This is a genomic window from Psychroserpens algicola (assembly GCF_014526325.1).
GTDB lineage: Bacteria > Bacteroidota > Bacteroidia > Flavobacteriales > Flavobacteriaceae > Psychroserpens > Psychroserpens algicola.
Window position 1 is genome coordinate 1,329,172 of record NZ_JACNMJ010000001.1, and the last position, 23,356, is coordinate 1,352,527.

The 23,356-nt window shown below is 34.1% G+C and carries 19 protein-coding genes; 14 read left to right on the forward strand and 5 right to left on the reverse strand.

The genetic code is table 11. From position 1 onward, the window contains the following. The first annotated feature begins 7 nt into the window (after positions 1–7). The 11 genes from H7350_RS05570 (at position 8) to queG (ending at position 15,280) form a co-directional block, all read left to right on the forward strand. On the forward strand, positions 8–3,154 hold the full coding sequence (locus tag H7350_RS05570; protein WP_204344864.1) for a TAT-variant-translocated molybdopterin oxidoreductase: 3,147 nt from the start codon (positions 8–10) through the stop codon (positions 3,152–3,154). Positions 3,155–3,184: 30 nt separating this feature from the next. Continuing rightward, positions 3,185–4,915, forward strand: a complete 1,731-nt coding sequence (gene nrfD / locus H7350_RS05575) for an NrfD/PsrC family molybdoenzyme membrane anchor subunit (protein WP_204344865.1) — start codon at positions 3,185–3,187, stop codon at positions 4,913–4,915. Positions 4,916–4,923: 8 nt separating this feature from the next. Continuing rightward, positions 4,924–5,454 carry a DUF3341 domain-containing protein gene (locus tag H7350_RS05580; protein ID WP_204344866.1) on the forward strand — a complete coding sequence of 177 codons (531 nt, stop codon included), beginning with the start codon at positions 4,924–4,926 and terminating at the stop codon, positions 5,452–5,454. A gap of 9 nt (positions 5,455–5,463) precedes the next feature. Then, positions 5,464–6,024, forward strand: a complete 561-nt coding sequence (locus H7350_RS05585) for a c-type cytochrome (RefSeq protein ID WP_235989266.1) — start codon at positions 5,464–5,466, stop codon at positions 6,022–6,024. Positions 6,025–6,048: 24 nt separating this feature from the next. After that, entirely contained in the window at positions 6,049–7,419 is a 1,371-nt protein-coding gene (locus tag H7350_RS05590; RefSeq protein ID WP_204344867.1) for a quinol:cytochrome C oxidoreductase, read from the forward strand. A 27-nt stretch (positions 7,420–7,446) separates the two neighbouring features. Further along, positions 7,447–8,511 carry a cytochrome c oxidase subunit II gene (locus H7350_RS05595; RefSeq protein WP_204344868.1) on the forward strand — a complete coding sequence of 355 codons (1,065 nt, stop codon included), beginning with the start codon at positions 7,447–7,449 and terminating at the stop codon, positions 8,509–8,511. A gap of 25 nt (positions 8,512–8,536) precedes the next feature. After that, positions 8,537–10,327: a cytochrome c oxidase subunit I gene (locus H7350_RS05600; protein WP_204344869.1), complete on the forward strand. Its 1,791-nt coding sequence runs from the start codon at positions 8,537–8,539 to the stop codon at positions 10,325–10,327. 68 nt (positions 10,328–10,395) lie between these two features. After that, on the forward strand, positions 10,396–11,418 hold the full coding sequence (gene ruvB / locus H7350_RS05605) for a Holliday junction branch migration DNA helicase RuvB (protein WP_204344870.1): 1,023 nt from the start codon (positions 10,396–10,398) through the stop codon (positions 11,416–11,418). A gap of 61 nt (positions 11,419–11,479) precedes the next feature. After that, a complete protein-coding gene (locus H7350_RS05610; protein ID WP_204344871.1) occupies positions 11,480–12,814 on the forward strand; it encodes a cytochrome P450 in 1,335 nt (444 codons plus the stop codon). A gap of 142 nt (positions 12,815–12,956) precedes the next feature. Next, positions 12,957–14,297, forward strand: coding sequence for a cytochrome-c peroxidase (locus H7350_RS05615; protein WP_204344872.1), 1,341 nt, complete (start codon positions 12,957–12,959; stop codon positions 14,295–14,297). A gap of 62 nt (positions 14,298–14,359) precedes the next feature. Further along, positions 14,360–15,280, forward strand: coding sequence for a tRNA epoxyqueuosine(34) reductase QueG (gene queG / locus H7350_RS05620; protein ID WP_420825359.1), 921 nt, complete (start codon positions 14,360–14,362; stop codon positions 15,278–15,280). Here queG and H7350_RS05625 read toward each other — a convergent pair. From H7350_RS05625 to H7350_RS05645, 5 genes are all read right to left on the reverse strand, one after another. Continuing rightward, positions 15,261–16,850, reverse strand: coding sequence for a S8 family serine peptidase (locus H7350_RS05625; protein WP_204344874.1), 1,590 nt, complete (start codon positions 16,848–16,850; stop codon positions 15,261–15,263). The two genes, queG and H7350_RS05625, sit on opposite strands and share 20 nt — an antisense overlap. Positions 16,851–16,989: 139 nt before the next feature. Next, entirely contained in the window at positions 16,990–17,163 is a 174-nt protein-coding gene (locus tag H7350_RS05630; RefSeq protein ID WP_204344875.1) for a hypothetical protein, read from the reverse strand. 110 nt (positions 17,164–17,273) lie between these two features. Beyond that, positions 17,274–18,959, reverse strand: coding sequence for a helix-turn-helix domain-containing protein (locus H7350_RS05635; protein ID WP_204344876.1), 1,686 nt, complete (start codon positions 18,957–18,959; stop codon positions 17,274–17,276). Continuing rightward, the gene (locus H7350_RS05640) at positions 18,952–19,830 is read right to left on the reverse strand and encodes a thiopeptide-type bacteriocin biosynthesis protein (RefSeq protein WP_204344877.1); all 879 of its coding nucleotides are present in this window, start codon (positions 19,828–19,830) and stop codon (positions 18,952–18,954) included. Before H7350_RS05640 ends, H7350_RS05635 begins: the two co-directional genes overlap by 8 nt. Then, positions 19,823–22,054: a lantibiotic dehydratase gene (locus tag H7350_RS05645; protein ID WP_204344878.1), complete on the reverse strand. Its 2,232-nt coding sequence runs from the start codon at positions 22,052–22,054 to the stop codon at positions 19,823–19,825. Before H7350_RS05645 ends, H7350_RS05640 begins: the two co-directional genes overlap by 8 nt. A 301-nt stretch (positions 22,055–22,355) precedes the next feature. Between H7350_RS05645 and H7350_RS05650 the strand changes: the two genes are divergently transcribed. The 3 genes from H7350_RS05650 to H7350_RS05660 all read left to right on the forward strand — a co-directional run bounded on the left by H7350_RS05650 (position 22,356) and on the right by H7350_RS05660 (position 23,092). Further along, entirely contained in the window at positions 22,356–22,559 is a 204-nt protein-coding gene (locus H7350_RS05650; RefSeq protein WP_204344879.1) for a hypothetical protein, read from the forward strand. A 73-nt stretch (positions 22,560–22,632) separates the two neighbouring features. Beyond that, a complete protein-coding gene (locus H7350_RS05655) occupies positions 22,633–22,830 on the forward strand; it encodes a hypothetical protein (RefSeq protein ID WP_204344880.1) in 198 nt (65 codons plus the stop codon). A gap of 67 nt (positions 22,831–22,897) precedes the next feature. Next, on the forward strand, positions 22,898–23,092 hold the full coding sequence (locus H7350_RS05660) for a hypothetical protein (RefSeq protein WP_204344881.1): 195 nt from the start codon (positions 22,898–22,900) through the stop codon (positions 23,090–23,092). The last annotated feature ends 264 nt before the right edge of the window (positions 23,093–23,356 follow it).

The window sequence follows — 23,356 nt, forward strand, 5'->3', positions numbered from 1 at the left end:
ATATAATATGTCATCAAACAAGAAATACTGGAAAAGTGTTGAAGAGCTAAACGAAAATAGCTCTATTGTTGAGACGCTAAAAGAAAATGAATTCGTAAACGAAATACCTACGGATGAATTTTTAGGAGATAAAGACACTTTAGGTGCTTCTTCTACTACGCGTCGTGACTTTTTGAAGTATGTTGGTTTCAGTACTGCTGCTGCATCATTAGCAGCTTGTGAAGGACCAGTGATTAAATCAATTCCTTACGTTGTACAGCCAGAGTCAATTGTGCCTGGTGTAGCTAATTATTATGCGACAACGATTGCTGATGGATTTGATTTTGCAAGTGTTTTAGTTAAAACACGTGAAGGTCGTCCTATCAAAATTGAGAACAACAACTTAGCAAAAACACATAATAGTGCCAATGCAAGAGTTAACGCTTCTGTATTAGGTTTATATGACAGTTTGAGAGTAAAAGGTCCAATGAAAGGCGAAGCTGCTATTTCATGGGATACTTTTGACGCTGAAACCAATCAGAAATTAACTGACCTGAAAAATGCTGGTAAAGAGATTGTGTTATTAACACAAACTTATGCGAGCCCTTCAACATCTAAGTTAATTGCTGAATTCAAAGAAAAATACGGAAATGTGCGTCACGTCATATATGATGCAATTTCAGAATCTGCAGCTTTAGATGCTTTTGAAGCTAAGTATGGTACTCGAGGAATGGCTAGCTATGATTTTTCTAAAGCTACGACTATTGTTTCTGTAGGTGCAGATTTCTTAGGAGATTGGCAAGGAGGTGGATTTGATTCTGGGTATGCTCAAGGACGTGTTCCAAAAAATGGAAAAATGTCACGCCACATCCAGTTTGAATCAAATATGTCATTATCTGGTGCTAACGCAGATAAGCGTGTACCATTAACGCCAAGCCAACAAAAACAAGTTTTAGCTAAACTTTATAGTTTAGTGGTAGGTGGATCTGCTGCAACAGATTTACCAGAACATATAAATACAGCAGTACAAAATGCTGCTTCAGAATTAAAAAGAGCCGGAAGTAATGGTGTTTTAGTAACTGGTATTCAGGATGTCAATGCTCAAACTGTAGCATTAGCTATCAACGAATCACTAACAAGTAAGGCATTTGATACAACGTCTCCTATATTAACGAGACAAGGTAACAACGAAGCTGTCGCAACGCTGGTAGCTGACATGAAGGCTGGACGTGTTGGAGGTATCATCATGAGTGGTGTTAACCCAATGTATACCTTACCTAATGCTGCCGATTTTGCTGAAGGTTTAGGAAAAACAGAATTGTCTATTGCTTTCTCAATGAAAGCAGATGAAACTTCTACTGTAGCACAATATATTGCAGCTGCTCCTCACTACTTAGAATCTTGGGGTGATGTAGAGTTTAAAAAAGGACATTACAGTTTAATGCAACCAACTATTCGTCCGTTGTTTGATACACGTCAATTCCAACAAGCATTATTATTATGGACTGGAAGTGATGCAAATTATCGTGACTATATTAAAGATACATGGGGAACTAGCATCTTAACTGGTTCATCATTCAACAAAGCATTACAAGATGGTGTTTATGTAGGACGTATTGCTACTGAAACAATTGATACTACTTCAAGTTCTGAAGGTTCTACAATTGATGATTTACTAGGAGCTAGTACAAGTACTGCAACAGCAGTATCTGGAGGAAGCGCTGCAAGAGCATTAGCATCTTCAGCTAAGTCTAATGGTATGGAATTGTCATTATATACTAAAGTAGGCATGGGAGATGGTCAGCAGGCTAACAATCCATGGTTACAAGAATTTCCAGATCCTATTACAAGAACATCTTGGGATAACTATTTAACAATTTCTGCAGCAGATGCAGCATCATTAAATTTAGTTAATGAGCATGTTGCTACTGGAGCATTAAACGGAAGTTATGCTGATTTAACTGTAAATGGTAATACACTTAAAAATGTGCCTGTTATCATTCAACCAGGACAAGCTAAAGGTTCTATTGGTTTATCTTTTGGTTATGGTAGAACAGCAGGTTTAAAGTCAGACATGATGACTGGTGTCAATGCATATGCGTTATATCAGGATTTTAATACAACACAAAATGTATCTATAAGTAAAGCATCAGGAATGCATGAGTTTGCATGTGTTCAGTTGCAAAATACGTTAATGGGTCGTGGTGATATTATTAAGGAAACTACTCTTGAGGTTTTCAATACGAAGAATAAAGAGTATTGGAATCCTATTCCAAAGGTGTCATTAAACCATGAAGAAACACCAGTAACGTCTCCTGATGTAGATTTATGGGATGAGTTTGATCGTTCAATTGGACATCACTTTAACTTATCTATAGATTTAAATGCCTGTACAGGTTGTGGTGCATGTGTTATTGCATGTCATGCTGAAAACAACGTACCAGTTGTTGGAAAAGAAGAAATTAGACGTAGCCGTGATATGCACTGGTTACGAATAGATAGGTATTATTCTTCAGAAGATACATTTGCTGAAGATGATACGAAAAAAGAAGAGTTTTCTGGACTTTCTGGAGATAAAGGATCTTTAGGTGGATTTGCGGAGTTAGAAAACCCAGCTGATAACCCTCAGGTTGCTTTCCAGCCAGTAATGTGTCAGCATTGTAACCATGCTCCTTGTGAAACTGTATGCCCAGTGGCAGCTACATCACATGGACGCCAAGGTCAAAACCATATGGCTTATAACCGTTGTGTAGGCACACGTTATTGCGCAAATAACTGTCCGTATAAAGTACGTCGTTTTAACTGGTTCTTATACGCACAAAATGATGAGTTTGATTATCATATGAATGATGATTTAGGTCGCATGGTATTAAATCCAGATGTAACTGTACGTTCTCGTGGTGTGATGGAAAAATGTTCTATGTGTATTCAAATGACACAAAAAACAATTCTTGATGCAAAACGTGATGGAAGAGAAGTTAAAGATGGTGAGTTCCAAACAGCATGTTCTGCAGCTTGTAGCAGTGGCGCGATGGTATTTGGAGATATCAATGACAAAGACAGTAAAGTTGCAAAACTTAAAGAAGATGATCGTATGTATCACTTATTAGAAAGTGTTGGTACTAAACCTAATGTTCAGTATCATACGAAAGTGAGAAATACAACAGAAGCATAAAAATTAATTAAGAAACAATTATAATAGATTATGGCGTCTCATTACGAAGCACCTATTAGAAGACCCTTAGTTACAGGAGAAAAATCATATCACGATGTATCGGTAGATGTGGCAGCACCTGTTGAAGGAAAAGCAAACAAAGCTTGGTGGATAGTTTTTGGAATTTCACTGGTAGCCTTTCTTTGGGGAATTGGGTGTATTATCTATACGATTTCTACAGGTATCGGAACTTGGGGTTTAAACAAAACCGTTGGTTGGGCTTGGGATATTACTAACTTCGTTTGGTGGGTTGGTATCGGTCACGCAGGAACATTAATTTCTGCAGTACTTTTACTTTTCCGTCAAAAATGGAGAATGGCAATTAACCGTTCTGCGGAAGCGATGACAATCTTCTCGGTTGTTCAGGCTGGTTTATTCCCAATCATACACATGGGTCGTCCTTGGTTAGGATATTGGGTATTACCAATACCAAATCAGTTTGGTTCATTATGGGTTAACTTTAATTCACCTCTACTTTGGGATGTATTTGCGATTTCTACATATTTATCGGTATCATTAGTATTCTGGTGGACTGGTTTATTACCTGATTTTGCAATGATTCGTGATAGAGCAGTGAAGCCTTTCCAAAAGAAAATATACTCTTTATTGAGCTTTGGTTGGTCTGGTCGTGCAAAAGATTGGCAACGTTTTGAAGAAGTGTCATTGGTTCTTGCAGGTTTAGCAACACCACTTGTACTTTCGGTACATACTATTGTATCCTTTGATTTTGCTACCTCTGTAATTCCAGGTTGGCATACGACGATTTTCCCACCATACTTCGTTGCTGGTGCGATTTTCTCAGGATTTGCCATGGTAAATACGCTTCTTATAATTATGAGAAAAGTATGTAGCCTAGAAGATTATATTACTGTACAACACATCGAATTAATGAACATTGTCATTATGATTACAGGTTCTATCGTTGGTGTGGCTTATATCACAGAGTTATTTATTGCTTGGTACTCAGGAGTTGAATACGAACAATATGCATTCTTAAACAGGGCGACAGGTCCTTATGCATGGGCATATTGGATGATGATGTCTTGTAATGTATTTTCACCGCAGTTCATGTGGTTTAAGAAACTAAGAACAAGTATCATGTTCTCATTCTTTATATCTATTGTAGTAAATGTAGGAATGTGGTTTGAACGTTTCGTAATTATCGTAACATCATTACACAGAGATTATTTACCATCATCTTGGACGATGTTCCAACCAACGTTTGTTGATATTGGAATTTTCATCGGAACTATTGGATTCTTCTTTGTATTATTCTTATTGTATGCAAGAACATTCCCTGTAATTGCTCAAGCAGAAGTTAAGACGATTTTAAAATCTTCAGGAGAACGTTATAAGAAAATTAGAGAACGTGGTGATAGTTTAGTAGGAACTGGAGCTGATGAAAGAACTTCTAATTTAAAAATTGAAGAGAAGACAACTTCAAAACAACCAACTCAGGATAAATCGGAAAAATTAGAAAATCTGCTTAAAGGTGTTGGTACTTTTGATGCCAATTTACAAACAGCTGATGACTTAAAAGTTATCAACGGTATTGGTCCAAAAATGGAAGAAGTCCTTAACAGTATAGGTATATTTACTTACGCTCAGGTAAGTAAAATGACAAAGAGAGAATACGACTTGTTAGATGATATCACAGGTTCTTTCCCTGGAAGAGCAGAGCGTGATGATTGGTCTGGACAAGCTAAAAAATTAATAAACTAAAATAGTACATGGAAGCTTCAAAAGTAATTCACGCTATTTATACAGATGATGACGTTTTAATGGCAGCCGTTAAAAAGGTAAAGTCTGCACATCATCATATCGAAGAAATATATACGCCTTTTCCAGTTCACGGACTAGATAAAGCTATGGGATTAGCTCCAACAAGAATAGCCATTGCATCATTTATGTATGGTTGTGTTGGTTTAACAGTTGCGATTGTAATGATGAATTTCATCATGATTCAAGATTGGCCTCAAAATATTGGTGGAAAACCAAGTTTTAGCTATATCGAAAATATGCCAGCTTTTGTACCAATTATGTTTGAGTTAACTGTGTTTTTTGCTGCACACTTAATGGTAATTACATTTTATTTAAGAAGTAGAATGTGGCCATTTAAGAAAGCTGAAAACCCTGATCCAAGAACAACAGATGATCATTTTTTAATGGAAATCGCTGTTCATGGAAATGAAACTGAACTTTCAGATTTACTTAAAGAAACTGGAGCAGTAGAAATTAATTTAATTGATAAAGCGCATTAATTTATACAGATGAAAAGTGTTTTTAAAATAGTAGTAGTATTAATGGTATTTGCAACTGTTGTTGCCTGTAAAAAGGACACAAGACCCAATTACCAGTTTATGCCAAATATGTATGAACCTGTAGGCTATGAGGCTTACCAAGAAGCCGATGTATTTAATGGTGATATGGAAGCACAATTACCAGCAGAAGGATCTATCCCTAGAGGAGGACATATGCCTTTTGAGATTGAAAATACAACTGAAGGGTATGATTTCGCTAAAGCAACATTAACGAGCCCTTTAGATTCTACACAAATAGATAGTCAGAGAGCTGGTCAATTATATGATATTTATTGTGGTATTTGCCATGGTAAAAAAGGAGATGGTAAAGGGAAACTGGTTACAAGAGAAAAAATACTAGGTGTTCCTAGTTATGATGATGCTGGAAGAGCCATTACAGCAGGTAGTATTTATCATACCATATACTACGGAAAAAATGCCATGGGTTCTTATGCGAATCAGTTGAATGAAGAAGAGCGCTGGCAAGTTGTTGATTATGTTCTGAACTTAAAAGCAGACTTAGAAAAATAAGATAGATAAAGATTATATATAGATATGTATACATTTTCAAGTAAATTAAAATCAGTTGCAATTGGCCTAATGATATTAGGAACAATAGGTGTTGCTTATGGTTTTATGACATCTCACAAAGATTTTTCAGAAGTAGAGACGATGTTAGCTAGCGAATCTCATCATGGAGATGGTCATGGCGAAGCCGCAAGTCATCATGAAACAAGTCAGGATGATGCTCATGCAGCTGAAGATACTCATGCAGTAACTGGAGGTCATGACGGACATGCAGAAGTTGATGAACACACAAAACATGTTAATCACGTTATGCACGCGATGCACAAAAGACCTTGGGCTGCTTTATATGTTGCAGCATTTTTCTTCTTTATGATTGCACTTGGTGTATTGGCATTTTATGCTGTTCAATATGCTGCTCAAGCAGGTTGGTCTCCTTTATTACTTAGAGTAATGGAAGGTATCACAGCTTACATGTTACCTGGAGCTCTAATTGTTCTTGGAATTGCTATAGCATCAGGCGTTATTGGACATTATGGGTTATTTGTTTGGATGGATCCAGACGTCGTTGCCCACGATAAACTAATCCAAGGTAAAGCTGGATGGTTAAACATCACATGGTTTGGAGTAAGAGGATTAATCTTTATCGCAGGATGGTATTTATACAGACACTTCTCACGTAAGTTTTCTATCGCTCAAGATAATGCAGATGACAATAAAAACTTCAAAAAGAATTTCCGTATCTCTGCAGCATTTTTAGTATTCTTTTTATATACTGAATCTATGATGTCTTGGGATTGGATAATGAGTGTTGATCCTCACTGGTTCTCTACATTATTTGGATGGTATGTACTAGCCGGAATGATGGTATGTGGTATCACAGTAATTGCAATGATTACTATATACCTTAAATCTAAAGACCTTTTACCAAAAGTAAACGATAGTCATATTCACGATTTAGCTAAATTTATGTTCGGATTTAGTATTTTCTGGACGTACCTATGGTTCTCTCAATTTATGTTGATCTGGTATTCTAATATTCCAGAAGAGGTTACTTACTTTGTCACGAGATTCCAAGATTATCAGTTGCCGTTTTTAGGGATGGTTGCTATGAACTTTGTATTCCCACTATTAGTATTAATGAATAGTGATTACAAACGTATTCCTTGGTTTGTTATCATGGCAGGTATCGTTATTCTTTGTGGTCACTATATCGACATATTTAATATGATTATGCCAGCTACTGTTGGAGATCAGTGGTATATAGGTATTCCTGAAATCAGTTCAATATTGCTATTTGCTGGGTTGTTTATATTTATTGTATTTACAGCATTAACAAAAGCGCCTTTAGAACCTAAACGTAACCCTTTCATAAAAGAAAGTGAACATTTCCATTATTAATAAATTATATAAAGAACAGAAACGACAATGACTGCTTTTTTAACACTTATAATAGTACTTTTCATAGCTGTTGCTATCTGGCAAATGGTTAAGATTTTTGATTTGGCTCAAGTAGGCACTTCAAATGACCAAGTAGCTACTGATAAAGACAATAAAATTAATGGCTATTTAATGATGGGGTTTTTAGTCTTCATTTATGCCATTACTATTGCTAGTTTTTGGTACTTAGGAGATTTACCATTAATGTCTAATTCAGCTTCTGCACACGGACCAGGTTTAGATAATCTTATGATTATCTCTATGGTTCTTATCTTCATAGTACAAACGTTTACTCAATTTTTATTACACTATTTTGCTTATAAATATAAAGGTGAAAAAGGACGTAAAGCTTTATTCTATGCTGATAACAATACACTTGAAGCTATCTGGACATTCATTCCTGTAGTTGTACTGGCAGGTTTAATTATCTACGGATTGTTTACTTGGACAAGTATCATGAACATTGATGAAAGCGAAGACCCATTAGTTGTTGAGTTATATGCGCAACAGTTTAACTGGAAAGCTCGATATGCTGGAGAAGACAATACCTTAGGTATGGCCAATGTAAGATTAATTGATATTGATCGTGCTAATATTTTAGGTCTTGATGAATCTGACCCTTACGCACAAGACGATATCATTACAACGGAATTGCATTTACCAGTTGGAAGACCAGTATTATTTAAAATGAGATCTCAGGATGTTCTGCACTCTGCATATATGCCACACTTTAGAGCACAAATGAATTGTGTTCCTGGTATGATTACTCAGTTTGGATTTACACCAACTGTAACGACAGCAGATATGCGTCAAAATCCTGATATCGAAGAAAAAGTAGCAAATATTAATGCTATTAGATTAGAAAATAAAGACCAAATAGAAGCAAAAGGTCAAGAGTTAACTTACGAGTTTGATTACCTGTTGTTATGTAATAAGATTTGTGGAAAATCACATTACAACATGCAAATGAAAATTATTGTAGAAACTCAAGAGGAATATGATGCTTGGATTAAAGAGCAAACCACATTCAAAAATTCTTTACCAACTAAATAAAAGATTTAAAAAAAGATAATAGATTATGTCAGCACACGCAGATACTCACGCACACGACGATCACGGGCATCATCATAAAGAGACTTTTGTAACTAAATACATTTTTAGTCAAGATCATAAAATGATTGCTAAGCAGTACCTAATAACTGGTACTATTATGGGAGTCATTGGTGTTTTGATGTCAATTATGTTTCGTATGCAAATTGCATGGCCAGAGCAACCTAATGTCTTATTTGAAGCATTGCTTGGAAAATGGGCTCCAGAAGGTGTTATGGATGCAGATATTTATTTAGCACTTGTGACCATACATGGTACCATTATGGTATTCTTTGTATTAACAGCAGGTTTGAGTGGTACATTTAGTAACCTTTTAATTCCATTGCAAATTGGAGCTCGAGATATGGCTTCAGGATTCTTAAACATGGTGTCTTACTGGTTATTTTTCTTGTCTAGTGTCGTTATGATTATTTCCCTATTTGTTGAAGCTGGACCAGCAGCAGCAGGTTGGACAATATACCCACCACTAAGTGCCTTACCTATGGCACAAGGAGGTTCAGGAGCAGGTATGACGTTATGGTTAGTCTCAATGGCTATATTTATTGCATCTTCTTTATTAGGATCACTTAACTATATCGTAACGGTTATTAACTTACGTACTAAAGGGATGTCTATGACAAGATTACCATTAACAATTTGGGCATTCTTTGTTACAGCTATTATTGGTGTAGTTTCATTCCCGGTATTATTATCAGCTGCATTATTATTAATTATGGATAGAAGTTTCGGAACGTCATTCTTCTTATCTGATATATTTATTCAAGGTGAAGTATTACACTATCAAGGTGGATCACCAGTATTATTTGAACACCTGTTTTGGTTCTTAGGACACCCTGAAGTATATATCGTATTATTACCAGCATTAGGAATCACTTCCGAAATTATAGCAACCAACTCACGTAAACCTATTTTTGGTTATCGCGCCATGGTGATGTCAATTCTTGCAATTGCATTCTTATCAACTATTGTTTGGGGTCACCATATGTTTATTTCAGGAATGAATCCATTCTTAGGGTCTGTATTTACATTTACAACTTTATTGATTGCTATCCCTTCTGCAGTAAAAGCGTTTAACTATATCACCACACTGTGGAAAGGTAACCTCCAGATGAATCCAGCAATGCTATTCTCAATCGGATTAGTTTCTACATTTATCACTGGTGGTTTAACAGGAATTATCTTAGGAGACAGTGCTTTAGATATTAATGTTCATGATACTTATTTCGTTGTTGCGCATTTCCACTTGGTAATGGGGATTTCTGCACTTTACGGAATGTTCGCAGGGATTTACCATTGGTTTCCAAAAATGTTCGGACGTATGTTAAATAAAAACTTAGGGTACTTACACTTCTGGGTCACTGCAATTTGTGCTTATGGCGTATTTTTCCCAATGCACTTTATCGGTATGGCAGGTTTACCAAGACGTTATTATACGAATTCTAATTTCCCATTATTTGACGATACAGCTAATGCCAATGTTGTTATTACTGTTTTCGCTATTGTTGGTGGTATTTTCCAATTGGTATTTTTATGGAACTTCTTCTCTTCGATGTTCTTCGGAAAGAAAACTGTTCAAAACCCTTGGCGTTCAAATACATTAGAATGGACGGCTCCAGTTAAGCATATTCATGGAAACTGGGAAGGTGAGATTCCTCATGTACACCGTTGGGCATACGATTACAGTAAGCCAGGACATGATGATGATTATGTACCTCAAAACATACCTCTCAAAGATGGAGAGGAAGAATTACAACATTAAATTCTTAACAATAATATTGAAAAGCCTTTCGTAACTATCGAAAGGCTTTTTGTTTATATTTGTGTTATATGAACGAGAATTTAGATCCTACAAACGATAATTTTTCACCAGAAGAACTGGACGTAGAAAAAAAGTTGAGACCCCTATCCTTTGACGATTTCACAGGTCAGGATCAAGTGTTAGAAAATCTACAAATATTTGTTCAAGCTGCTAATGGTCGAAGTGAAGCTTTAGACCATACCCTTTTTCATGGTCCTCCAGGATTAGGTAAAACGACATTAGCTCATATTTTAGCGAGTGAACTGAACGTTGGTATCAAAGTGACCTCAGGTCCGGTTTTAGATAAACCAGGTGATTTAGCAGGTTTACTCACCAATCTTGATGAGCGTGATGTTTTATTTATTGATGAAATCCATCGTTTAAGTCCGATCGTAGAAGAATATTTATACTCTGCTATGGAAGACTATAAAATAGATATCATGATTGAGTCTGGACCCAACGCCAGAACCGTTCAAATCAATTTAAACCCATTTACCTTAGTTGGTGCTACAACCCGTTCGGGATTATTAACCTCGCCTATGCGAGCTCGTTTCGGAATTCAAAGCCGACTTCAATATTATAACACCGAATTATTAACCACAATCGTACAACGAAGTGCTTCAATTTTAGATGTGCCTATTTCTATGGAAGCTGCTGTTGAAATCGCAGGTCGTAGTCGTGGAACACCAAGAATAGCTAATGCCTTATTGCGTCGTGTTCGCGATTTTGCGCAAATAAAAGGTAATGGTAGCATTGATATCAAGATTGCTAAGTTTGCTTTAGAAGCACTCAATGTAGATGCGCATGGTCTTGATGAGATGGATAACAAAATACTGGAAACCATTATCGAAAAGTTTAAAGGCGGTCCTGTAGGAATTACAACTTTAGCCACTGCTGTAAGTGAAAGCGCCGAAACTATTGAAGAGGTTTATGAGCCTTTTTTAATACAGCAAGGCTTTATCATGAGAACACCTCGTGGACGAGAAGTGACCGAGCTAGCCTATAAGCATTTAGGAAAAATTAAAGGTCCGATACAAGGCGGTTTGTTTTAAATCAACCGTCATTCTGAACTTGTTTCAGAATCTCATCACAACATATAATGCAATAATTTAGATGCGCACAAACAATGACAATATACCAACAGTTCCTTTAAACCGATTTATAAAACACTCACTAGAGATCCTTAAAAACCCTTTACCTTTTCATCATAAAAATTTTACAGAACAAGGTGATGTTTTTAAACTAAAAATTGGATGGAATACGAGTGTGTTTTTTTGTAGAGATGCAGCTTTTGCTGAATATGTACTTCAGAAAAATCAAAAAAACTATGTAAAATCCAAAATTCAAACCGAAGATTTGGTTAAATATGTTGGTAAAGGTTTATTAACTTCAGAAGGCGACCATTGGAAAAAACAACGAAAACTCATTCAGCCAGCATTTCATAAAAAACAACTTCAGAACTTATTAGAATCTATCCAAAGTGCTATTCTTTCAGAATATAATCGCATCGAGGAAAATACTGTTATTGATATATTTCCTATTCTAAATGATTTGGCGTTTCAAACCGTTGTAAAATCATTATTCAGTAGTGCTGCTAATCAAAATGATATAAATAGGCTTCAATATATTACCGAAGCGGCTCAAAAAATGATGGTTAAAGAACTGCGCCAACCCTATTTAGGCTGGTGGTTTAAAGCAAGTGGTAAGATTGAAAAGCATATTGCTTTAACACGGGAAGCACGTGATATTTTAAAGCGTATAGTTAATGAAAGACGACTGTCAAAGGCTAGAGAAAATGATTTATTAGATATGCTCTTAGATGCACGATATGATGATGGTAACCCGATGGATGAAGAGCAACTTATTGATGAGATTCTCATTTTATTTACGGCTGGACATGAAACTACGTCAAACTCTCTGACGTTTACTTGTCAACTTTTAGCATTGCATCCCCAATGGCAGGAGCAGATTTTTAAAGAATTTTCAGATGTAAAAAAGGAAACAACCGATTTAATGGCTGTTGTAATGGCTTCTAAAGTTTGTCAGCAGGTCATTGAAGAATCAATGCGTTTATATCCACCAGCATATTTTATTGACCGTGTGAATATTTCAGATGATAATTTTAATGGGATGCATTTTGATGCCGGATCAAACTTGTTGTTTTCGGTATATGAAATACACCGACACCCAGAGTTATGGAAGCAACCTAACACTTTTTTACCTGAGCGTTTTGCCGAAGGAGGCCGGAAATTTTCATCTCAGTATTTTCCTTTTGGAGCAGGTCCGAGAAAATGTATTGGAAATAACTTCGCTATGTTTGAGATGATTATTGCTGTAACAGAGTTAGTGTCTAAATTTAAAATCTATCCAGATTTTGAAGTGATCGATATCACTCCCTTAATTACATTAAAACCTAAAAATGCGTTTCTGAAGTTTGTAAAGCGATAACACTTATAAATCGCTGAACTTCAAAAACTAACACTTCATCTGAATAATTATTATCTAAACTAAAAAAAAGAGTATTTGGTCTATTTTTTTTATTGTGATATAAAATTTTGCCTACTTTTCAACCACCAATTAACCAATCATTATGAAAACCTTCCATTATTCAGCATACGTTGTCGGATTTATGACTTTATTCATGTCATGTGCTTCAGACGATGATAATTATGTGCCACTTCCATCCCAAAATATTTTAGAAAATAGAATTATAGAGCTTTATGGATCTAAAGACGCTTTAATTCAACCATTAGCAACTGATTTTAATTTGATACCTAATGATGCAAATAATCCAATTACAGCAGCTAAAGTTGAACTAGGTAAGTTTCTGTTTCACGAAACAGGCTTAGCAACCAATCCGAGTATGGACGAAGGTATGCATACTTATTCGTGTGCAAGTTGTCATCATGCCCAGGCTGGTTTTCAGAGTGGAATCTTACAAGGAATTGGAGAAGGAGGAATGGGTTTTGGTATTAATGGAGAAGGACGATTTAAAAACGGAATGTATTTAGAAACCGATTTAGACGTACAACCAATAAGAACACCAAGTGCTCTCAATGTGGCTTATCAAGATGTCATGCTTTGGAATGGTCAATTTGGTGGTACAGGAACCAATCAAGGAACCGAAGCTAATTGGACTGTTGGTACACCTAAAGAAGTCAACAATTTAGGTTTTGAAGGCGTAGAAATTCAAGCAATAGCTGGATTGGATGTGCATAGGTTGGTGATTGATGAGGCATTTATTTTGAGCTCAGATTATAAAGATATGTTTGATGAAGCGTTTCCAGATGTGGATGTTTCAGAGCGTTATACAAAAGTAAATGCAGGACTAGCTATCGCAGCTTATGAGCGTACCTTATTACCAAATCAAGCGCCTTTTCAGCAATGGTTAAATGGAAATACATCAGCTTTAAACGAACAAGAAACAGAAGGCGCCTTATTATTTTTTGACGAAGCAAAATGTTATTCTTGCCATTCAGGACCAGCTTTAAACGGCATGGATTTTTATGCTTTAGGTCTGAATGATTTGGCTGGTGAAAATGTGCTTACACCTATTGATGATGCCACACGACGTGGACGTGGAGGGTTTACAGGAAATTCAGAAGATGATTTTAAATTTAAAACACCTCAGTTATACAATTTAAAAGATGTTGCATTTTTCGGACATGGTGGTAGCCTCCACTCTATAGAAGAGGTGGTTCGTTATAAAAATAATGCGGTTGCTGAAAATCAAGATGTACCAGCAACTCAATTATCACCATTATTTGAGCCCTTAAACCTTTCAGATGACGAGATTGATGCTATTACTGCCTTTTTAGAGAACGCTTTATACGATAGTAATTTGCAACGTTATGTTCCTGATGCTCTACCAACAGGGTATTGCTTCCCTAATGCAGATACGATGTCATCTCAAGATATGGGATGTGACTAATGAATTCTATTTTAGATGTGTAGAAAACGCTTTATTCTACTTCAGATGTTTTAAATTTGAGGGTGAATAAAACGCAAAAATCTCAATTTATTAAATCTGAAGCCAAACGCCTCGGGTTTCTGTCTTGTGGTATTAGTAAAGCTCAGTTTTTAGAAGAGGAAGCACCTCGCCTCGAAAAATGGCTGAAGAATAATGCTCATGGTGAGATGCGTTATATGGAAAATCATTTTGATAAACGCCTTGATCCCACAAAACTTGTAGAAGGTTCTAAAAGTGTCGTGTCATTATTACTAAATTATTATCCTTCGGAAATTCAAAACCCTGAATCCTATAAGCTTTCTAAATATGCTTATGGAACCGACTATCACTTTGTCATTAAAGATAAATTGAAATCCTTATTACAGGTTATCCAGGATGAAATTGGAGATGTGCATGGTCGTGCCTTTGTGGATTCGGCTCCCGTTTTGGATAAAGCATGGGCTGCAAAATCAGGATTGGGTTGGATTGGTAAACACAGCAATCTACTGACGCAGCAAATAGGATCGTTCTATTTTATTGCCGAATTAATTATTGATCTCGAATTGGAATACGACCACGCTACGACTGACCACTGCGGAACCTGTACGGCTTGTATAGATGCTTGTCCTACACAAGCTATTACAGAACCTTATGTCGTTGATGGTAGCAAATGCATCTCGTATTTTACTATAGAACTCAAAGAAAATATTCCTTCAGAGTTTAAAGGTCAGTTTGATGACTGGATGTTTGGTTGTGATGTGTGTCAGGATGTTTGTCCGTGGAATCGTTTTTCAAAAGCGCATAGCGAGCCTTTATTTAATCCACATCCCGATTTATTATCGATGACCAAGAAAGACTGGGATGAAATTACAGAAGATACTTTTAGAAAGGTGTTTAAAAAATCGGCAGTAAAACGCACAAAATTTGAAGGTTTACAACGTAATATTACTTTTTTAAAACACTAATTTGATTAGTAATACTATCGGCCATTATAAAGGCATTATATGCATTAATTATTTTTCCAGATTTTGATAATTCATAAAAAGGAGTGTCTATTTCCTTTTCATTTTCTGATAGAATTTTAATTCGATAGGGAAACTCAACACCTGAATCCATAATAATATGTTTGACTTGTGAAGCCGTTAAATCGGGATAATAGGCAAAAAGTAATGCTGCTACTTTTGATGCTACAGCCGAAGCCAAAGATGTACCACTATCGAAACTATAATTATTTCTAGGATAAGTGGTATATACGCTATCTCCAGGAGAGAAAATATCAACATTAATTTTACCGTAATTACTAAATGTTGATAGTTTTGAATTTAAGTGGTGAGAACTAGCACCAACATACAAGAAATTATCACAAAACTCATTGGTTTCATGATAACTGTCATTAGGATAAATATGTGAATTTATATCAATATTCACAGCGTCATTTCCTGATGCTGATACGATTAAAACGTTGTGTTTTTCTGCATATAAAAAGGCGTCTTTAAGCCATTCCGAATGTAAGGAGAATGCTTTTCCAAAACTCATGTTAATTACTTTCGCTCCTTGATTAACAGCATATTTAATTCCTAGGGCTATATCTTTATCATGAGTGCTGCCACCATTCGGTAAAATAGAGACGGGAAGGATTTTAATTAAGTTTTTATCTGAGCTTGATTCACTTGAATTGGTTATCATTCCGACAACTCTTGTTCCGTGAGTAAATGTGTCTAGATGGTCGTATGTTTTATTATTTCCGTAGATAGTATCGTTAAGGTTATTAGGATCATCACCAACTATAGTTCTAGGAAAATAGGATAGGTTTAATTTTTTATGATAGGTGTCCTTTTGGTCTTGGTTATACCTGGTCATATTTTTATCAGAATCGTTGTATTGAATGATAAGTTTTATTTCTTCGACATATTTCGATAATCCATTACCAACCGTATCTATAGAATTTAGGATATCTAATGAGTAATTATATTCTGGGAAATAAGATTTTAATGCGTCACGAGCTTCTAAATAGAAATTGAAAATTTTATTAGATTGTTCTAATGAAGCCTTCGAAGAGATTAGGCTCGTTCTTAATTTTTCCTTAGCTCTTTTATATTCAGGATTATTGAAAATGGTATCACTTACAACTCCGTTTAAAACTTGTGTTTCAAAGGTTCTAATGATTCTAACATATTCAAAATTTTCGATAATTACAGTTTCACCTTTTGTATTTCCTAAGAAGTTCCAACCATGAACATCATCGATATAACCATTAGCATCGTCATCGATATGATTATCTGGAATTTCATTTGGGTTAGTCCAGATTTGTGTTTTGAAGGCCTCATGATGAATGTCAACTTTAGTATCAAGTACGGCAACAATAACTGTTTCTCCTGTTGTATTTTTTAAGATAGTATTATAGGCTTTTTCTAAACTTATTCCAGGAATCGTATCTGCAATAATATCTTTTAAATGCCAATCTTTGATTGTAGTAATTTTCGAATGTATTGAAATACTATCTTGATAGGGATTTTCGATTTTTAATAATGGCAAATTTTCATTTGAGTTACAGCTCAAGAAAAAAAAGAATATAATAAGGCTAGATAGCTGTCGCATGATTATGATACAATAAGTTATTATAAACAAAAAGGTCCTTTACAAGACCTTTTTGTTTATTTCTATCATTGATAGATTAATTATTGTCGTTACTTATTGCACATGTTGCACTTGGAGGAATGCATGCTCTTGTAGATAAGGTTATTGTTCTATGGTCATCATCTGCATTACCACCAATAACGTTTGATAAATTGTTTAATTTAGAAATTTTGAATTTTTCGATTAATAGTTTTTTGTTGGCATTTTTCATAATAGTATTGATTTTGTTAAAATTGATTTGATTCAAATAAATAACAATATGAGTTGTAATACAAGTAAAACAAGGGCCTTTCAGTCGGAATTCATGAATCTAGAGACAATTTACTTGTTTAATTGTCTTAAAAAGAAGGATGGCTTAAGTCCGGTTGATTTATGAAAAGCCTTTGAGAAGGATTCTGCAGAATTAAAGCCGACCTCATTTCCTATAGCTTTAATGGTATAATTTCTAAAGACATTTTCGTGCTGTAATTTATGAACAGCATAGTCAATTCGTAAATCATTCAAATAATTTGAGAAATTTTTGTTTTTATAATGATTTACAATTTTCGAAAGGTATTTTGAATTGGTTTCAAAATCTTTTGCTAATGAGTTTAAGGTTAAATTAGAATTTATGAAGTCATTATTTTTTTCAAAGGTTTCTAATTTCAAAAGTATATCGTCAATAACATCTGAGTTGATATTCAAATTAATAGTATCATCAGATTTGATTTGTATTGGAGTATTCTCAATGTCTTTGTTTTTATTGAATAATGACTCAAACTTTCTTTTATTTTTTTTATTCTCGTTAAAGTAATAGATAACAACAATGACTAGTATAATAAGAACTATAGCTGCAGTTGAAAGGTATTTTTTTGATATCTGATTTTTATCATTTATCGTATTGATAATCCTTTCTTTCTCTACAAGTAATTTTGGTGTATCATATTCCTTGAACATGGTTTTAGATAACCGTTTATAGTTTTTTGTCAATACACTGTCAATACCTAGTAATCGATTTACATAAACAAGTTCATTAGTTTCATCTTTATTCTTTTTATGATAATTAATTAGCAATTCATAACCTTTTCTAGTATTTGGATGGACATCATTAATTTTAATGAACATACTATCCATCTTTTTTAGATTGTTAATAGCGGCTTCTTCATTATTTAAATATGAATAATTTGCACCTAAATAATAGTAACAAAACTGAAGGTTATGATAGTCTTCAATGGTGTTTAAATAAGGAATCGCTTTGTTGATATTATGTATACTGCTGATGTATTCTTTTTTCTGTAAATCAATAGCACCTTCATTAAGGAGGTAGTAAGAAAATAAATCTTTATTAGCAACTGTGTCTATTTTCTTAATTAATAAGTTGTTGTAATGGGATGAAGAATCTGTTTTTTTTAAATTGATATAAGCGTCTACTATCGATGGAAGTATATTCAACGCATAAACAGCATCTTCCTCTTGAACATAATAATTGTAAGCTTTTTTAAATAATTTTACAGAAGCCTCATATTCACCTATTCGGTTTTTAATAATTCCAATATTATAATCAGCTTGAAGGTCTAACTCGTAATCAAAATCTTGATTGCTATTTAATTTTTTGACTTTTAAGAAATCTTCTAGAGCTTTATCATAACTATTCATATTATAATAGGCGATTCCTCTTAAGTAATAAGCGTTAATAAAATTACTTCTATAAGCGGGTTTATTTGAAATGCTGATAATGCTATCTGCAAATTTTATTTTATGTTCTTCTAATTTTGAATAGAAAATAGCAAAGCTGTAAGATCTGATGAGTTGTAAAGTGTCATTTTCTTTTTTTGCTTTTTTAGTGAAAGCATTGATATATTTAAAAAGCAATTGCGGATTATCTTGATGTTTTGAAATATTGTCAACAATAGCTTCATAATCTAATTTTGAAAAAGGCGTATTTGTAGAACCCGATGATGATTTTTGAGCATAAAGTTCCATGCTTAATACCATACATATGATAATTGGAACTATAAACCTACGCATTGCTCTTTGCTATTTTAGTTTTTAAAATCTTACTCAAAAAATCATAAACAACCATTTCGTGTTGTCTTTGTTTTGATCTGAAAGCTCTGTTAACAGACATATGAATGACACTAGATAATAAATTTGTTAGTGACAATTGGAGCGTATCATTATCTTGATGATCTAAAATTTTACGGATAACACGATCTGCTTTACGATGTCTTTCTTTGATTAGGACATCCAAAGATACTAATTCAGTATTTAAATGTGTAGTATAGAAAAAGGCATTAATGCTTTTAATTAAATCTCTATACTTTGTAGCAAGTTGTTTGCTTGTAATCTTATTTGCATTGAACTCGTTTCTAAAAGCAATTTTTATTGAGTCTACAAACGTTAATTTTTGTGAATCATCAAAATGAAAGGCATCTAATAATGTATAAACAGACTTTAATACAAATATGAGGCGCTCTTCATCAGTTTTGATATTACCTATGGCTTTTACTATCATATTACTATCGTGATAGAAAAACGTTTCAATGTCTTCAATCGTATGATTTCCATAACGATCAAGCTCTCTGATATAGGTATCTGTATTCATACACCATATTAATTTATCATTAATTAATGGATTGAAAACTTTAAAAACTTCAGAAATAACAGTCCCAATATGAGTTGTTGAAGTCACGTGTAACCTAAGCCGAATATGAAATTCAGGATCATTATAACGAATAAAAAACCACTTATCGATGAGTTTAGATTCTAAAAGCTTAGTTGTAATCTGATAAATCGTATCAGCTAAAATAATATCAGCAGTATTAACTCCAGAATATATTTTATAGTATAACCATTCACTACCAATAATGAATGATTGCTGAGGTTTTAATTCATTCATTAGTGGTCTGTTTTAATGTTGATTCATTATAAAAAGAAATTACGAATTCATTACACAATGGTTCTTCATTTTGTTTAACTATGCCATTACCAGTAAATAAAAATTCTTGTAATACAAATGTTTTTTTCTTCTTAATAGTTTGTAATAGCATCTCAACAGCCCTTAGATTTTCTAAGTCAATCAATAAGGTATTATCTCCTTCAACCAATTCAACATATTTGGGAAGATTCATATTTTGTTGCCATTGGTTAATGTCTTGATGTTTGATGCCTGCTATATCATTAGTGAAGCGAGAAATATCCTCGGTTTTTATTAACCATCGTGCTTTTGATAAAATGATATTCTTATATTCTACACGAGGCAAGAACGCATACTTTTGAAAAATAGGATTCCAGGAAAAATAAATACTAGCCCTTTGGTTTTGTGATTGTAGATCACATAAGAAATGATATATAGGTAAAGCGTCTACGGAAAAATTATGAGCATTGGTTAATCGTGGAATAACATATTTATTATGTGTTTTAGATCGTAAATAAATTCCATCGGGTTGTACTGAAACCATAAGGTCGTTGATGGATATTTGTTGTTTTTGAGGTAAAGTAGAATTGCCTAAATAAGGTATTTCATACTTTCTAAATGGTAATCTTTGTAATATATTACCCGTTCGATCTTGAGGTAAATGTACAATTTCAGCAATAATAGAGCCTGTTTCTATGCGTTCTTCAACACTAATGATTTTGTCAATACAAGCTGCTATTTCAGGACTACCATTGCTAAAGCGGGCGAGTAAACTAGCAGCACTAGAGCCACTTATAGCATTGATGACAATTTTGGTATCGCTGTTATCATTTATTAGTTCAATAATTGAAGACATAGTAGACGGCAAGTCATCCCATTGTTCTGGTAAATGTTTTAAGTCTTCATCTGTAAGTTGAATCGACTTTGATCCAATTGAAATGGACTTATTTATTCGTTGTAAGAGTAAATCGTCAAATTTAGACCATTCTATATTTTGGAACTGAGGCTTTTGTTTCGGCAGAAAAAGGTCATCAATGAGCGTATTCGAATCTCCTCTTTCGGTATTATAACCTAGGCCAGACTCTACATCTAAAGCAAGCGTTAATGGAACTTCATTATTTTCATAACGTTTTAAAAATGCTGATTTAAAACGGCTTAAATTTTGATTGTTATGAGATCGGGATATTTTATTTAAAACACCCATTGCCTCTTTGAGTTCTTTTTTTAATTTGAATTCTAAGGTGTTTGTTTTAGCATTAGAAAATAAATCGGTTTGAAACAAGTATTTTGAGTCAAAACTGAGGTTGAAACCTTCTATGTCTTGAGTTAAATTGTGATATAACTGAACAGAATAATCTGTATTGGTGTCAATTGTATTCAAAGAAGAATTGAGATGATATAGTTTTTTTAGTACATGGTTTATACCAGCCATGGGTTTCAATATTTCGATGGTATGTTCCAATGCGCCTTTACCAGTAACTGGAGTGTCTAAGTTTGAGACTAGAATTTGTAATTCTATAAGTTGATGTATAAAACCGCTAGCTTCCTCAATAGTAATATCCTTACTAACTAAACTTTTACTTAATTCTATAATGCTTTTTCCAGAAACAGCATGTTTCAAAACAGCTTCTATAGCTTCAGAATGAGTAATACCTTCAAGACTATATTCTCTGTGCTTACCATCAGTTTTATATTCAACATACCTGTACTGAGATCCAATTTTATACAACGAATTATTGGGGTAAAAAATAAGTTGTTGCTTAATCTTTGGGTCGTTAGAAAGCAATTTTGAGAGTGCCGATAAAAACGTCATGTCAAATCGTGTTACACGACTGAAATGATCAATTGTATTCATTTCAATGTCAGTTTCATGAGAGAACTCACCAACACTACAGGCAGCGAAAAGTCCGAAAGGTGTACATCTGGCAGTTAATCTCGAGGTATACTTTAAGAATGAATCTTGTAAGCGTCTTGTTTTAAAAGCATCATCCAAGTCATCATTATACCACTTTTCTAACTGATTATGAAGTTCAGGAGAAGCCAGATATAATGCTTCATTTACAATTGGTATTTCAAAAACAGCTTTAAAATCAGCATTAGTAATAGGGTCATTTTGGTGTAATTTCTTATAAAACTGATAGCTAAGTAAAGGAGTTCTTAAGATGTAATTATTGAAAATTTGATATGGATTTTTCTGTTTTTTCACGAAAAGGGCTTGAGTTAGTTCAAAAATAGCTGTTTTTATTAAGAATCACTCAGATTAAATTTAAAATACAGATAGTCAGTAAGTTATGATTTTATTTTGGAATAGACATTCATAAATCCCTTGTCGAAATTCAAGAATACAGACTTATTTGGTTTGCTTTCCAACTAAAATCGGTGCTACATTCACAACAGCGAAACAGGAGATTTATAACCTCATTTTATGTTTTACTAAAAGTTGTACAACACTTAGCGTAAACCGAAAAGCTATAATAGAGTAGGTAAAATTTTTTAAACATTTTATTATGAAAACTAATTTCAGTTCAAAATTATTTGATAAGAAAATTGACCTTGAATCTTGTAACTCAGTTATGGGAGGAAGAATGGCATCTGGATGTCAAACAATCACTTTTTCAGGTCCTACAGGAGCTACTAACGCAACCGATAGTACAACTACGGATTATGATGATAATGGAAACATTACCACAATTAAGCATTGTGAATACTAAGAGATGCTAACTCAAAAATGTAAACTATTGCCCAATAGTTTACATTTTTTACCACTTTTTAAATCAATTAATTATGAAAACTAAAATCAATTCAAAATTATTTCAAAAAGAAATAAGCTTGAAAGCACTCAGTGCAGTATTTGGAAGTAGAGGCGGATCTCATAGCACTTTTGTAACTGTTACCAATAACGGTGGAGGTACTCAAGACGAATCTACTAGTGTATATAATGACAATGGAGAATTAATTAGTGTAAAGCATACTGCGCTATAATCTAATTGTTATGTAGGGGAAGCTGAAAACCTTTTTAGAGTAGGTGTAAACATAAAATATAAGAATGATGAAAAGTATCAATTCAAAATTATTCGAAAAGAAAATTAACCTAGAGGCATCAAATGTTGTTTTTGGTGGAAGACGATCGTCTACAGCATCTTCAGAAACAACTCATACAGGGCCAAATGGTAATCAAGACGAGCAAACTACTCATTACGATGAGGATTGTAATATCACTATGATAGAGATTTGCTGGAATTAAGAAATAACCTCATTTGAAGATTATTTTAACGGGGGAAATCGAAAACCCATAACAGAGTAGATACAACTTTAATTATAATAGTATGAAAACGAATTTTAATTCAAAATTATTTGAAAAGAAAATTGATCTTGAGTCTTCTAACTCAATTCTAGGAGGAGCAAGAGGTACCGGATGTACAATTACGAATTACTCTTACGAGAACGGTAGCCAATCAGATCAAACAACTAATCATTACAACGAGGAAGGTCATTTGACAAAAATCGA

What these genes read in the sequence shown, in the direction of transcription:
- H7350_RS05570 (WP_204344864.1), top strand. Translation starts at nt 8, where the DNA reads ATGTCATCAAACAAGAAATACTGGAAAAGTGTTGAAGAGCTAAACGAA.
- nrfD (WP_204344865.1), top strand. Translation starts at nt 3,185, where the DNA reads ATGGCGTCTCATTACGAAGCACCTATTAGAAGACCCTTAGTTACAGGA.
- H7350_RS05580 (WP_204344866.1), top strand. Translation starts at nt 4,924, where the DNA reads ATGGAAGCTTCAAAAGTAATTCACGCTATTTATACAGATGATGACGTT.
- H7350_RS05585 (WP_235989266.1), top strand. Translation starts at nt 5,464, where the DNA reads ATGAAAAGTGTTTTTAAAATAGTAGTAGTATTAATGGTATTTGCAACT.
- H7350_RS05590 (WP_204344867.1), top strand. Translation starts at nt 6,049, where the DNA reads ATGTATACATTTTCAAGTAAATTAAAATCAGTTGCAATTGGCCTAATG.
- H7350_RS05595 (WP_204344868.1), top strand. Translation starts at nt 7,447, where the DNA reads ATGACTGCTTTTTTAACACTTATAATAGTACTTTTCATAGCTGTTGCT.
- H7350_RS05600 (WP_204344869.1), top strand. Translation starts at nt 8,537, where the DNA reads ATGTCAGCACACGCAGATACTCACGCACACGACGATCACGGGCATCAT.
- ruvB (WP_204344870.1), top strand. Translation starts at nt 10,396, where the DNA reads ATGAACGAGAATTTAGATCCTACAAACGATAATTTTTCACCAGAAGAA.
- H7350_RS05610 (WP_204344871.1), top strand. Translation starts at nt 11,480, where the DNA reads ATGCGCACAAACAATGACAATATACCAACAGTTCCTTTAAACCGATTT.
- H7350_RS05615 (WP_204344872.1), top strand. Translation starts at nt 12,957, where the DNA reads ATGAAAACCTTCCATTATTCAGCATACGTTGTCGGATTTATGACTTTA.
- H7350_RS05630 (WP_204344875.1), bottom strand. Translation starts at nt 17,163, where the DNA reads ATGAAAAATGCCAACAAAAAACTATTAATCGAAAAATTCAAAATTTCT.
- H7350_RS05635 (WP_204344876.1), bottom strand. Translation starts at nt 18,959, where the DNA reads ATGCGTAGGTTTATAGTTCCAATTATCATATGTATGGTATTAAGCATG.
- H7350_RS05640 (WP_204344877.1), bottom strand. Translation starts at nt 19,830, where the DNA reads ATGAATGAATTAAAACCTCAGCAATCATTCATTATTGGTAGTGAATGG.
- H7350_RS05650 (WP_204344879.1), top strand. Translation starts at nt 22,356, where the DNA reads ATGAAAACTAATTTCAGTTCAAAATTATTTGATAAGAAAATTGACCTT.
- H7350_RS05655 (WP_204344880.1), top strand. Translation starts at nt 22,633, where the DNA reads ATGAAAACTAAAATCAATTCAAAATTATTTCAAAAAGAAATAAGCTTG.
- H7350_RS05660 (WP_204344881.1), top strand. Translation starts at nt 22,898, where the DNA reads ATGAAAAGTATCAATTCAAAATTATTCGAAAAGAAAATTAACCTAGAG.